This is a genomic window from Pseudarthrobacter albicanus, from assembly GCF_018224015.1.
Classification (GTDB): Bacteria; Actinomycetota; Actinomycetes; order Actinomycetales; family Micrococcaceae; genus Arthrobacter; species Arthrobacter albicanus.
The window spans coordinates 1-13,226 of record NZ_JAGPOT010000049.1 but is presented as its reverse complement, the minus strand read 5'-3'; the positions used below and the strand labels follow the sequence as shown (position 1 = coordinate 13,226).

Annotated in this window: 11 protein-coding genes; 3 read left to right on the top strand and 8 right to left on the bottom strand. The window is 67.6% G+C overall.

The genetic code is table 11. The annotated features are described in order from the left end of the window. Positions 1 to 30: 30 nt before the first annotated feature. The 4 genes from J9611_RS12210 to J9611_RS12195 form a co-directional block, all read right to left on the bottom strand. Positions 31 to 423 carry a GntR family transcriptional regulator gene (locus J9611_RS12210; protein WP_211880529.1) on the bottom strand — a complete coding sequence of 131 codons (393 nt, stop codon included), beginning with the start codon at positions 421 to 423 and terminating at the stop codon, positions 31 to 33. Next, entirely contained in the window at positions 420 to 2,270 is a 1,851-nt protein-coding gene (locus J9611_RS12205; protein ID WP_211880557.1) for an ABC transporter ATP-binding protein, read from the bottom strand. The genes J9611_RS12210 and J9611_RS12205 overlap by 4 nt, the downstream gene beginning before the upstream one ends. Positions 2,271 to 2,428: 158 nt before the next feature. Beyond that, positions 2,429 to 4,234: an ABC transporter ATP-binding protein gene (locus J9611_RS12200; protein ID WP_211880527.1), complete on the bottom strand. Its 1,806-nt coding sequence runs from the start codon at positions 4,232 to 4,234 to the stop codon at positions 2,429 to 2,431. Positions 4,235 to 4,378: 144 nt separating this feature from the next. Further along, entirely contained in the window at positions 4,379 to 5,158 is a 780-nt protein-coding gene (locus J9611_RS12195; protein WP_211880525.1) for a trans-aconitate 2-methyltransferase, read from the bottom strand. 109 nt (positions 5,159 to 5,267) lie between these two features. Here J9611_RS12195 and J9611_RS12190 point away from each other — a divergent pair, with 109 nt between their 5' ends. The 3 genes from J9611_RS12190 (at position 5,268) to J9611_RS12180 (ending at position 9,757) form a co-directional block, all read left to right on the top strand. After that, positions 5,268 to 7,814 (top strand): DEAD/DEAH box helicase, encoded by a 2,547-nt coding sequence (locus J9611_RS12190; protein ID WP_211880523.1) that lies wholly within the window; start codon positions 5,268 to 5,270, stop codon positions 7,812 to 7,814. A 19-nt stretch (positions 7,815 to 7,833) separates the two neighbouring features. Then, positions 7,834 to 8,334 carry a GNAT family N-acetyltransferase gene (locus J9611_RS12185; RefSeq protein ID WP_211880521.1) on the top strand — a complete coding sequence of 167 codons (501 nt, stop codon included), beginning with the start codon at positions 7,834 to 7,836 and terminating at the stop codon, positions 8,332 to 8,334. A 118-nt stretch (positions 8,335 to 8,452) separates the two neighbouring features. After that, positions 8,453 to 9,757, top strand: a complete 1,305-nt coding sequence (locus J9611_RS12180; RefSeq protein WP_211880556.1) for an alpha/beta fold hydrolase — start codon at positions 8,453 to 8,455, stop codon at positions 9,755 to 9,757. 34 nt (positions 9,758 to 9,791) lie between these two features. On the opposite strand, the gene J9611_RS12175 is transcribed toward J9611_RS12180, so the two are convergent. The 4 genes from J9611_RS12175 to J9611_RS12165 all read right to left on the bottom strand — a co-directional run bounded on the left by J9611_RS12175 (position 9,792) and on the right by J9611_RS12165 (position 12,932). Beyond that, complete coding sequence (locus J9611_RS12175) at positions 9,792 to 9,950, bottom strand: hypothetical protein (protein WP_211880519.1); 159 nt, start codon at positions 9,948 to 9,950, stop codon at positions 9,792 to 9,794. A gap of 212 nt (positions 9,951 to 10,162) precedes the next feature. After that, a complete protein-coding gene (locus J9611_RS12170; protein ID WP_211880517.1) occupies positions 10,163 to 10,951 on the bottom strand; it encodes a toll/interleukin-1 receptor domain-containing protein in 789 nt (262 codons plus the stop codon). Between the two features lie 154 nt (positions 10,952 to 11,105). Beyond that, positions 11,106 to 11,234, bottom strand: a complete 129-nt coding sequence (locus J9611_RS22340; protein ID WP_281414561.1) for a hypothetical protein — start codon at positions 11,232 to 11,234, stop codon at positions 11,106 to 11,108. A 669-nt stretch (positions 11,235 to 11,903) separates the two neighbouring features. Then, positions 11,904 to 12,932 (bottom strand): TerC family protein, encoded by a 1,029-nt coding sequence (locus J9611_RS12165; RefSeq protein ID WP_211880514.1) that lies wholly within the window; start codon positions 12,930 to 12,932, stop codon positions 11,904 to 11,906. Positions 12,933 to 13,226: the final 294 nt, after the last annotated feature.

Below are 13,226 nucleotides of genomic sequence, written 5' to 3'. Positions count from 1 at the left end.
TCTCCGGGCAGGCGCCGGCGGCCGGATCTGCTAGCCGCGGTCGTAAGCGGCGGCCAGCAACTGCACCGCCTCGGCGAAGCTGGCACCGTGGGCCTTGGCGGCCGCGGCGAAGGCCGCGGCCGAGGCGGACAGGGAAGTCCAGGCCTCGTCCCGGGCACAGACCACCGTCCCGTTCCGGCCCCTCGTCGCCACGACGCCCGCGGCTTCCAGTTCCTTGTAGGCCCGCGCCACGGTATGGGGTGCGACGCCCAGTTCACCGGCGAGGCTGCGGACCGCCGGCAGCCTGGTGCCCGGTGCGAGGGTCCCGTTGTCGGCACGTTCGATGATGTTGAGCCGGAGCTGTTCGAACAGCGGCACGGAGCTGGCCGGGTTCGGCTTCCAGGCCCCGGGGAAGCGCACCGCCACGTTCCCTGTGGAGCTCACTGCTCCGCCTCCGTGACACCCTGCGGCTGTTCGCGGCCCGCGAACTGGGCCGCGTACAAATCGGTGTACAACCCGCCCCCGGCCAACAGCTGCTGATGGGTCCCGTTTTCAACGATTCGTCCGTGGTCCATGACGAGAATTAGATCAGCGTCCCGGACGGTGGACAAGCGGTGCGCAACGACGAAGCTGGTACGACCCTGCCGGAGCCGGTTCATCGCCTGGCGGATCTGCACTTCCGTGCGGCTGTCCACCGAGCTCGTGGCCTCGTCCAGCACCAGGATGCGGCGGCCGGCCAGCTGCGCCCGGGCGATGGAGATGAGCTGGCGCTGCCCGCGGCTCAGCGAACCGCCGTCGTTGCCCAGCATGGTGGCGTAGCCGCCCGGGAGGGCACGGACGAACTGGTCCACGTGGCTGGCCCGGGCCGCGGCGACGATCTCGGCGTCGGTGGCGCCGGGCCGGCCGTATTCGATGTTGTCCCGGATGGTTCCGGTGAACAGCCAGGCGTCCTGGAGCACAGTGGCGAAGGCGGACCGCAGGACATCGCGGGGCATGGCAGCGATGTCCGAACCGTCCACGGTGATCCGGCCGGACTCCAGTTCGTAGAACCGCATCAGCAGGTTGACGATGGTGGTCTTGCCCGCTCCCGTGTGCCCGACGATCGCCACCGTCTGCCCGGGCTCGACGGCGAAGGTGAGGTCCTTGACGGCGGGGTAGCCCGGGCTGTAGCTGAACGTGACCCGCTCGAAGGCCACGCGGCCCGCCGTTTCCGGCAGCGCCGCGGAGGCGCCAGCCTCCGGGTTCCGGGCGGGGCCCGGCGGCGGCTTGCGCGGCGGCTTCCGCGACGGCTTATGCGCCGGATCAGGGGACCGCTGCCGGCCCCGGCGTTGCCCGGGAGCCACGGCTGCATTCTCCGACAGGGCGTCCGGCGGGATCTCCGGCGCGTCCAGGAGGGCGAAGACGCGCTCCGCCGAGGCCAGGCAGGACTGCATGAGCGTCAGCATGCCGCCGATCTGGCCCATCGGCTGGCTGAAGAGCCTGCTGAACTGGATGAACGCCTGGATGCCGCCGATCGTCATGGTGCCGGCCGTGACCTGGAGCGCGCCCACCACGGCGACGGCGATGTAGTTGAGGTTGGAGACGAAGACCATGAGCGGCTGAACGGCGCCGGACACGTACTGGGCGCGGGCGCTGGCCCGGCTGAGCCTGGCGTTGCTGTCCCGGAAACGCGCCGCGGATGCCTCGTGCCGGCCGAAGGCCTTGATCACCTCATGACCGGTGAAGAATTCTTCCAGCTGGGAGTGCAGCTCCCCCGTGCTGGACCACTGCTCGGTGAAGTGGGCCTGCGACCTGCGTGCCACCAGCAGGGTGAGCAGCGTCGAGACCGGCACGGTCAGCAGGGCGATCAGGGCCAGGAGCGGCGAGAGCCACAGCATCATGGCCAGTGCCCCGAAGAGCATCAGGACGGACATGATGAGCTGGTTGAGCAGCTGGTTCAGTGCCTGCGAGACGTTGTCGACGTCGTTGGTGGCCCGGCTGAGGACCTCGCCGCGGTGTTGGTCGTCGAAGTGGCTGGACGGCAGCACATGCAGCTTCTCCTCCACGGACGCGCGGAGCCCGTAGCCGAGGCGCTGCACCGCGGTGGCGGTCAGCGCCCCCTGGATCCAGCTGAAGACCGAGGCCCCGAGGTACATGAGGGAGACGGCCAGCAGCAACGCCGCGAGCTGCCCGTCGTGGAAGACTCCTCCCACGGCAGCGGCCACCACGACGTCGGTGGCGTCGCCCAGCAGCTTGGGTGCGGCCACGTTGAGCCCCGCAAAGCCGCAGGTTGCCGCGATGGCGCCGAGCATCCGCCACTTCGAGGGCCGGAGCAGTCCCAGCAGCCGGGCGGAGGACCGCCACGGGGACGGGCCGTGGCCCTGGGCCGCCGCGACGCCGGGCGCCGCGTCGGACCCGGCACCAGCACCTGTGCCTGTGCCTTCGGCTCTGCCTGCGTTCTTGTCCGGCTTCACGGCGTTTCCTCCAGGACAAGCTGGGACGCCGCGATCTCCTGGTAGCTCGGCGAGGACTCCATGAGTTCCTGGTGGGTTCCCTGCGCGACGAGCCGGCCGTCTTCGAGCACGAGGATCAGTCCGGCGTCGACGATCGTCGCCACCCGCTCGGCGACGACCAGAACGGTCGCGGAGCGCAGCAGCGGTTCGATGGCCCCGCGAAGCCTGGCGTCCGTGCCGTAGTCCAGGGCGGAGAAACTGTCGTCGAACAGGTAGACCGGGGCGCCCCGGAGCAGGGCCCGGCCGATGCACAGCCGCTGCCGCTGGCCCCCGGAGAAGTTCGTGCCGCCCTGGCTCACGGGCGACTGCAGCCCGTGGGGCAGCTTGCGGACGAAATCCTCGGCCTGGGCCGTCCTCAGCGCCTGCCAGAGTTCCTCGTCGCTCGCCCCGGGGGAACCCATCCGGAGGTTCTCCGCGAGTGTCCCGGAGAACAGAAACGACTGCTGGGGGACCATGGCGATGAGGCTGCGGAGCGCCTCGATCCCCAGCCCGCGGATATTGCGGCCGCCGATGCTGATCTCTCCGCCCGTGGCGTCCAGGAAACGGGGCAACAGGTTCAGCAGGGTGGTCTTGCCGCTGCCGGTGGCCCCGATGACCGCCGTCGTGGTCCCGGGGGCCGCCGTGAAGGTGATGCCGTCGAGCACGGGGGCTTCGGCACCGGGGTAGGCGAAGGAGACCCCGCGGAATTCGACGGTGCTGTCTGCGGTGTTGTCGAGAGAGCTGTCGGCGGTGCTGTCGGCAGGACTGCCGCGCGGCGGGGAGGCGCGCGGCGGGGAGGCGCGCGGCCCGGAGGTTCCCGGGGCAGCCGACGTCGTCGGGTCCGCGAGCGCCGGTCCGGTGTCCAGCACCGCCTGGATGCGTTCGGCGCAGGCGGCCGCACGCGGGCCCGTCATGAACACATACATGGCCATCATGATGGCAATCAGGATCTGCAGGATGTAGGCGATGAAGGCCGTCAGGGCCCCCAGTCGCATCTCGCCGGCCTGGATCCGGTGCCCGCCGAACCAGACCACCGCGACGGAGGAGAGGTTGACCACGAGCATGATCATCGGCATCATCCCGGCGACGAGCAGCGCGGAGCGCTGGTTGTTCCGGGTGAGATCCTTGTTGGCCGCGTCGAAGCGGCGCATTTCGTGGCCCTGCCGGACGAAGCCGCGGATGACGTTCGCGCCGATGATCTGCTCGCGCAGCACCCGGCTGATCCGGTCGATCAGCTCCTGGCCCTCCCGGTAGAGGGGAACCAGGCGCCGCACGATTACCGCCATGATGACGGCGAGCACGGGAACCACCGCCACCACGATGCCGGACAGCGCGATGTCCTGGTGGATGGCCAGGGCGATACCGCCGAGGAAGATTGCAGGCGCCGCCACGAGCATGGTGAAGACGAGCACCGCGAGGTTCTGGATCTGGGCGACGTCGTTGGTGGCCCGGGTGACGAGGCTGGGCGCGCCGAATGCCGCGACTTCCTGTGAGGACATCGACGCCACCTTGGCGAAGAGCTCCTCGCGCAGCTGGCGTCCCGCGTCCATGGCGACGACTGCGCCGAGGTAGCCGGCGGCGACGGCGGCCACCATCTGGACGGCGGCGATTCCGGCCATCCAGGCGCCCAGGTGCAGGATCACCGGGGTGTCGCCGCCGACGATGCCGTCATCGATGATGGCGGCATTCAGGGTCGGCAGCAGCAGGTTTGCGGTGGTCTGGACGAGCTGAAGGACGACGATGGCCAGCACCGTCACCTTATGGGCAGACAGCAGACGCCGCATCAGTCCGATTAACACCGAATTAGCACCGAACCTCCATCGCTAGACCAGAGCCCGAACCAGGATCAGAATGCCGGCCGCCCCCATGCCGCCCCGTCATTCTAAGCCCGCCACAGGGTGGGTCCCTGTGGCACCGCCCGCAGCCCCTCAACCCCGTTTGCGGGCCACGGCAAAGATCCGCCGGAACGGGAAAACGGTTCCGTGCGGGCCGGCCGGGTAGGCCTCAGCCAGCAGGGCCGAATACTCGGCCTCGAACTCGCGCGCTTCCCCGGCGGAGAGGGCGGCGAGGACGGGCCGGAGCGCGGTGCCCCGGACCCACTCCAGCACCGGGTCCGGGCCCGGGAGGAGCTGGAAATAGGTGGTTTCCCAGGCGTCGGCGTCGCACCCGGCGTCGAGCATGATCTGCAGGTATTCGGCGCCCTCCCCCACGGCGTCGTCGTGGCGCAGGACGCCGGCGAGCCGGCTCGCCCAGGCCCCGGACCCGGCCAGTCCGCGCATCAACGTGTGCGAGGGGGAATTGAAGTTGCCGGGCACCTGCAGCGCGAACCACGCGCCGGGCTTGAGCGCGGCGAGCCAGTGCGGCAGCAGTCCGCGGTGGCCGGGCACCCACTGCAGGGCGGCGTTGCTGAGCACGACGTCGGTCCGCGGGGACGGGCTCCAGCCGGCGATGTCGGCCCGGCTGAACGAGAGATTGGCTGCCTTGGCCGCATGGCCGGCGGCCTTCGCGAGCATCTCCGGCGACGAGTCCAGGCCCAGCACCTCCGCCTCCGGCCAGCGCTCGGCCAGGGCCGCCGTCAGGTTGCCGGGGCCGCAGCCGAGGTCGACGACGTGCCGGGGGGCATCGGCGTGGACCCGGGCCGCCAGGTCAAAGTAGGGTCTGTCCCGGTAGTCCCCGAACTGCACGTACTTGGCGGGATCCCATTTCACTGTTTCCTCCAATCGCCTTTCCTCCAGTCTCCGGCTTTCAGGCTCCTTTCGAAGCGTAACCCCGGCGGGAGCCAGGCCCAAGCAGGCACGGGCACTAAGCTGGGAAGCAATGAAACTCGCTGATCAGCTCCCCGTCCCGGCCGCCCGAGTCTCCGGCAGGACCGGCCTTGATCCGGACGAGCTGTATACCCGGTTTGTCGAGTGGACCGAAACCCGCGGACTGGCCCTCTATGCCGCCCAGGACGAAGCCGTCATGGAGCTTGCCGCCGGCGCCAACGTCATCCTCGCGACGCCCACGGGGTCCGGAAAATCGCTGGTCGCGATCGCGGCGCACTTCCAGGCCATGTCCCGGGGGCAGCGCAGCTACTACACGGCGCCGATCAAGGCCCTCGTGTCGGAGAAGTTCTTTGCCTTGTGCGAGATCTTCGGAGCCGAGAACGTCGGCATGATCACGGGCGACTCGGGCGTCAACCAGGACGCCCCGATCATCTGCTGCACCGCCGAAATCCTGGCCAATATTGCCCTGCGGGAAGGCCCGGCGGCGGAGCTTGGCGCCGTCATCATGGACGAGTTCCACTTCTACGCCGACCCGCAGCGCGGCTGGGCGTGGCAGGTCCCGCTGCTGGAACTCCCCCAGGCCCAGTTCCTGCTGATGTCCGCGACGCTCGGCGACGTGAGCCGCTTCGAAGCCGGAATCACCGAGCTGACCGGCCGCCCGACGACGACGGTCAGTTCCGCCGAACGTCCCATTCCGCTGCACTACTACTATGAGCAGACCCCGGTCCACGAAACACTCGAAGAGCTCCTCGCCACCAGGCAGGTCCCGGTCTATGTGGTCCATTTCAGCCAGGTCGAGGCCATCGACCGCGCCCAGAACCTGATGAGCGTCAACGTCTGCACACGCGAGGAAAAGGACAAGATCGCCGAGCTGATCGCCGGGTTCCGCTTCGCCGCCGGCTTCGGCAAGACCCTCAACCGGCTCGTGCGGCACGGCATCGGAGTCCACCACGCCGGGATGCTGCCGAAGTACCGGCGGCTTGTGGAGCAGCTGGCCCAGGCCGGCCTGCTCAAGGTCATCTGCGGCACCGACACCCTCGGGGTGGGCATCAACGTTCCCATCCGCACCGTGCTGCTCGCCGCGCTGAGCAAGTACGACGGCGTCCGCACCCGGCTGCTGAACTCCCGCGAGTTCCATCAGATAGCGGGCCGGGCCGGCCGGGCCGGCTACGACACGGCGGGGACCGTCGTCGTCCAGGCCCCGGAGCACGTCACCGAAAACGTCAAGGCGATGGCCAAGGCCACCGCGAAGTTCGGCGACGACCAGAAGAAGCTGCGCCAGGTGGTCAGGAAGAAGCCGCCGGAGGGCTTCGTGTCCTGGGGCGAGCCGACGTACAAGCGGCTGGTCGAATCCGTCCCCGACCCGCTGACCTCGAGCTTTGCCGTGACCCACGCGATGCTGATGAACCTGATGGAACGCCCGGGCGACCCGTTCAAGGCCACCCGGCGCCTGCTCACGGAGAACCACGAGCCGCGCTCCTCGCAGCTGCAGCTGATGAAGAAGGCCCTGGGCATCTACCGGGAGCTGCTGGCGGCCGGCGTCGTCGAGCGGATCCCGCCGGCGGAGCAGGGACCGGACGGGCGCACCGTCCGGCTCACCGTCCACCTGCAGGCCAACTTCGCGCTGAACCAGCCGCTGTCCCCCTTCGCCCTCGCGGCACTGGAGCTGCTGGACCCGGAGTCACCGTCGTACGCCCTGGACGTCGTGTCCGTGATCGAGTCGACCCTGGAGAAACCGCGGCAGATCCTGTCCGCCCAGCAGAAGAAGGCCCGCGGCGAGGCCATTGCCGCGATGAAGGCCGACGGCATCGAGTACGACCAGCGGATGGCCATGCTCGAGGAAGTCAGCTACCCGAAGCCGCTCGCGGAGATCCTCGGCGAGGCCTTCGAGGTCTACCGCCGGGCCGCGCCGTGGATCGGCGACTTCGAGCTCGCGCCCAAGTCGATCGTCCGGGACATGTACGAACGCGCCATGAACTTCGGCGAGTTCGTCCAGTTCTACGGCCTGGCCCGCTCCGAGGGCATCGTGCTGCGCTACCTCGCGGACGGTTTCAAGGCACTGCGCCAGACCGTCCCGCAGGACGCCCTCCGCGAAGACCTCGAGGACCTCATCGCCTGGCTGGGCGAACTGGTCCGCCAGGTCGACTCGAGCCTGCTCGACGAGTGGGAGGAACTCACCTCCGGTGCCGCGCCGACACCGCACGACGCGCCGCCGCCCCCGCCGCCGTCGCTCACGTCCAACATCCGGGCCTTCCGCGTGATGGTGCGCAACGAAATGTTCCGCCGCGTGGAGCTGTTCGCCGACGAGGCGGCCACGGTACTCGGCGAGCTCGACGGCGGTTCCGGCTGGGACGCCGGGCGCTGGGAAGAGGCGCTGGACGACTACTTCGACGAACACCAGGACATCGGGACCGGCCCCGACGCGCGCGGACCCGGCCTGCTGATCATCACCGAGGAACCGGGGGTGTGGAAGGTCCGGCAGATCTTCGACGACCCCGCCGGCAACCACGACTGGGGCATCTCGGCCGAGGTGGACCTTGCGGCCTCGGACGAGACCGGCACCGCCGTCGTCCGGGTGACGGACGTGAACAGGCTGTAGGCGCTAGTAAACTCGGATCATGAGTGTAATCCGGCCTGCGACGGCGAACGATGTCCCCGCAATCCTGCAGATGATCCATGACCTGGCCAGCTATGAAAAGGAGCCGGACGCGGTCCGGAACACCCCCGGGATGCTCGAGGCCGCACTGTTCGGCGAGAACCCCCGGATCTTCGCCGCGATGGCGGAAAACGAGTCCGGGGACGTGCGGGGGTTCGCCCTCTGGTTCCTGAACTACTCCACCTGGGAAGGCGTCCACGGCATCTACCTCGAGGACCTCTACGTGCAGCCCGGGGCCCGCGGCGAGGGCCACGGCAAGGCGCTCCTGCAGCACCTGGCCGCCACCGCCGTCGAGCGCGGCTACGCCCGGGTCGAGTGGAGCGTGCTGGACTGGAACGAGCCCTCCATCAACTTCTACAAGGCCCTCGGCGCGGCCCCGATGCAGGAATGGTCCACATTCCGCCTCACCGGCGAAGCGCTGGAAGCGTTCGGCAGCCCCGACACAGCGCAGGCCCGTGGCTGAGCTGGCGGTGACCGCGCCCGCGGCGGACCTGCCGCCGGCGGACGGCACCGTGGTTGACGGCACCGTGGCGGAGAGCACGGTCCCGCACACCGTCCGGGCGCGGCACGAATACCGCGGAATGCGCACGGCGGAGCACTATTTCGAGGTCCCGCTGGACCACGGTGCCGGGGACTGCGGCTCCGGGGACGGCGGCGGGACCATCACGGTCTTCGCGCGCGAGTACGTCTCCACGGACCACAGCGAGGACGACGCGGCGCGGCTCCCCTGGCTCCTGTACCTGCAGGGCGGTCCCGGCGGCCGGGGCAACAGATTTCCGTCCCTCGGCGGCTGGAGCAAGGCCGCCGCCAAAGACTTCCGGATCCTCATGCTGGACCAGCGCGGCACCGGCCTGTCCTCCCCGATCGACCGCCACACGCTGCCCCTGCGCGGGGACGACGCCGCGCAGGCCGGCTACCTGTCGCATTTCCGGGCGGACTCCATCGTCGCCGACGCCGAGGCCATCCGCAGGGCGCTCGGCTCCGGCCCCTGGACCATCTACGGCCAGAGCTACGGCGGCTTCTGCGCCCTCAGCTACCTCTCGTTCGCGCCCGAGGGGCTCCGCCGGGCGCTGGTCACCGGGGGCCTCGCCCCGCTGAAGGGCCCGGCGGACCGGGTCTACCGGGCCACCTTCCGGCAGGTCGCCGCCCGCAACGCCGAATACTTCGACTGGTATCCGGAGGACCGCGCCATGGTCACCCGGATCGCCCGGCACCTCCGGGATACCCAGGAGTTCCTGCCCGACGGCGGCCGGCTCACGGTCGAGCGGTTCCAGATGGCCGGCTCCCACCTAGGCGGCAACACCCGGGTCGATGCCCTGCACCACCTGCTGGAGGACGCCTTCGTCAGCACGCCCGGCGGCGTCCGCCTCTCGGATGCCTTCCTGGAGCAGGTCCGCGGGCTCGTGTCCCGCGCCGCCAACCCCCTGTACGCGCTCATGCACGAATCCATCTACGGCCAGGGCGAGGCCACGGACTGGGCGGCCTGGCGGGTCCTCGAAGACTTCCCCGAGTTCCGGCCGGACGCGGCCGAGCCGCTGCTGACCGGCGAGATGGTCTACCCCTGGTACTTCGAACAGGACGCGGCGCTCCGTCCGCTGCGGGACGTGGCGCGGCTGCTGGCCGCGAAGAGCGACTGGAAACCGCTGTACGATCCCGAACGGCTGGCCCGCAACATTGTGCCGGTGGCCGCCGCCGTGTACAGCGACGACATCTACGTTGACCGGGACCTCTCGCTCGAAACCGCGGCGGCCGTCCGCGGCCTGCAGGTGTGGGAGTCCTCGGACTTCCACCATGACGGCATCGCGGACGACGGCGAAGGCATCTTTGCCCGGCTGCTGGGGATGGCCAGCCCGGCCGGGACTGACGGTGCAGGCCCCCGAGGGTGACTTCGAGCGCAGGGAGGCCCGGTCAGGACCGGTGTCAGCCGGTCACGGAGGCCTGGCGTAAGGCGGCGCGGCCACAGGCCGAAGCCGATGCGGCGACGGCGAGCACGGCGGCTGCCAGGTTGAGGCCCTGGTAGCCGACGCCGCTTATCACGACTCCCGAGAAGCCTGCGCCGACGGCCCCGGCAGTCCGCATCAGGCTATCCGCGACGCCCTGGACGAGAACACGATCGTCCGCGGCAACGCTTTCGGCAAGCAGGGTGGACTTGTCCTTGAAAGCTCAAAGCCGCAAAGCGAGGAGCTGAAAGTGCCGAGGACAACCCGCGGAATTAGTCCACAACTCCTCCGGCCCCGTCTCTTGTAAGGAGGCGGGGCCGGAGATATATCGTTTTGGGCTGGCTTAGCTTGCTAGTTCCGTTCCGGAGCCATGGGAAGATACTGCATCGGCATAAGGTCATCAGCTGATCCAGCGATACCGATCCAGTCCAGCTCGCAGTTTACGAACTTACAGTTTGTTAGTCCGATTGCCCCGATATATTTCCTCCCCGCCATCATGGGCCAGAGCTGATTCGGGGCGAAGCGCATCGATGAAAAACCGACATTGTGCAGAAGGGCAATCAGCGCCGGTCCTACAATCTTGCAATTCTCGAAAAGGTAGCCGTCGAGCAGGTTGTTGTTCTCACGGGCAAGCTTGGCTATATCAATGTCTTCATCCCTGTAGACCTTGCCATAGCTTGGCGACAGAGGGCTCTCCCCTTGCATGATTATGGAAACGAGTTCCCGGGTAATCTTCTCCACACCATCGCCACTCGGCAGAGCAACCACGTTAGCCAAAGGTGCAGAGTACTCAGTCACGTCCTGTTGGTTGACGTTATGCCAGATCGGAATGATCCGCGAACGACCATCAGCCATCTCCCATGCGGTAAGGCCGTCCAGCTCTCTGTTCGTCCATCCCTTGTTGAAAAAACTTGGGCTGAGGATCACCGCGCCGTATCTCGAATTCTTGAGTCCATCGTCAATTTTCCGCCGCAAGCCATCGCCCGGTCGGAGTGCGGTTTCGTCGTACCATACCTTCATCCTCGCTGCCGATAAGGCCTCAGCCAGAGGCCGAGCCAACGCGTCTTTATCCTCGCTGGCATGGCAAATGAAGATATCGTGGTCGAACTTTCGTTCCTGCGTATTGGTCAAAGGTTCCACTCCCCCTGTATCGAATGACCGAGATTCTCCACGGTCCAGGTCAAAGCTACTACCACGCACTGACATTCGAACTTTTTGCATAATTTGAAAGGGTCTGCCGCCCGGCACGCCCCTCTCATGTAACACCAGAGCTATGTGATCGTCGTTAGTTGTCCTACTCCAACGAGATGGTGAAGCCGATCAGGACCAGCACATCGGTGCTGGCGGCATGGACATGACCGGCCGGCATATCGGCCAGGGGCCCTTCAGCGAGGAGAGGGAGATGCAGCGGCGTCATCTGCATGACGGCAACCATACAGCCGTGCGCGGCCACGATGGCGACCAGGGCCAGACGGGCGCGCGGCGACACCCCGACTGCCCGGAGGCCGCTGAGGAGGGTGGGCCGCAGTCGGACGCCCGTGGTTCCCTTGGCCGCCGGAAGATCTCATGCGGTCCCGAGTCGGGCCGCCAGCAGCGGGTCCGGCCGCATACTGATGACCAACAGCAGACCTGGAGATTGGCGGCAGTCACCAATCCCAACAGGGCGGCTCCCAGCAGCAGCACCGGGAAGGCCGGTTACGGTTGCCAGGATGATGAGCTGGGACCCGGCCAGCGCGACGAGCTGCCCGGTCACGAGGGCTGCCCGGCGAGGGGCAGGGCGGCGACGGCGGCAGACCGGGTCACCGCTGTAGTGACCGACCCGGCCCAGGCGTTGGAGCCGGGAGCTACAGGGCCAACAGAGATCCGCCGGAGCGGCATGCGCCGCTGCCCACGCCGCTGAGGCGTCTGGAGGCGAGCACGGAAACGGTACGGCGCTGGACCTGTTGGGGATCCAGCGCCGTACCGTCGTGTGCTGCTGCTTCAATAATTTTTCACGGTCCGAGCTTAGCGCTTCCGCTGGACGCCGGTGCAGCCGGAATGCGCCGCCGAAGCGGTCAGGCCGGGACCGTGGCCTGACGCGATATGGCCCTGGTTACCGGGCGTCGCTCAGGCTCTTCCGCGCGTCCTCTTCCAGCCGCGCGTCCAGCTTGGACTTCGTGGCCTTGGAACTGATCAGGCTTGCGATGACGGCCACGATGATCGTGCCGACGATCACCGCGAGGGAGAGATAGGTGGGGATCTCCGGAGCCCACTCGATGTGCTTGCCGCCGTTGATGAACGGCAGTTCGTTGACGTGCATCGCGTGGAGGACCAGCTTGACGCCGATGAACGCCAGGATGACCGACAGTGCGTGCTTCAGGTAGATCAGCCGGTTCATCAGGCCGCCGAGCAGGAAGTAGAGCTGGCGCAGGCCCATCAGGGCGAAGATGTTGGCGGTGAAGACGATGAAGGCGCTCTGGGTCAGGCCGAAGATGGCAGGGATGGAATCCACCGCGAACAGCAGGTCGGTCATGCCGATGGTCACGAAGACAACCAGCATCGGGGTGAAGACCTTCTTGCCGTCCACGACGGTGCGCAGCTTGCCGCCGTCGAACTTTTCGGACATCGGCAGGATCCGGCGGATCCGGGCGATGAGCGGGTTTTCCGTGTCTTCCTCGTCCTCGCCCTCGTCCTGTGCCTGCTTCCAGGCGGTCCAAAGCAGGAAGGCGCCGAAGATGTAGAAGACCCAGCTGAACTGTTCGATGACGATCGCGCCGAGCAGGATGAAGATGCCGCGCAGGATGAGCGCAATGATGATGCCCACCATGAGGACTTCCTGCTGGTACTTACGCGGTACCGAGAAGCGGGCCATGATGATGATGAACACGAACAGGTTGTCGATGCTCAGGCTGTATTCCGTGACCCAGCCGGCGACGAACTGCCCGCCGTATTCCGGGCCGGTGAAGGCGAACATGGCGCCGGCAAAGACCAGGGCCAGGGCCACGTAGAAGGTAACCCACAGTCCGGCCTCCTTCATGGAGGGCTCGTGCGGGCGCTTGAGGACCAGCAGCAGGTCGATGGCGAGGATGATGCCGAGGACGACGAATGAGCCGATCTCGAACCAGAGGGGAAGGGGAGGCACGGAGCTACCTTTCGCAGGGTACAGCTAAGCGGTGTAAGTCTCTCCGACTGCCCGTGCATGTCCGGTACTGCGTACCTGGTGCTGCCTGGCTGCCCGCTACGCCCGGCACGGCGACTGCGCCGTGCGTGTTGACGATCGTAGCGTCTGGGATACTCCCCTACGTTCGATCCACTTTACCCTAGGACTGCGCTGAACAATTTGGGTGGTTTAAGGCGCGCCTGCTGGACTTCGCGCAGTGGTCCTTAAGACTGGGTGTATGCAAGGAATTGAGGCGGCCCAGCGCGGATATTTGGA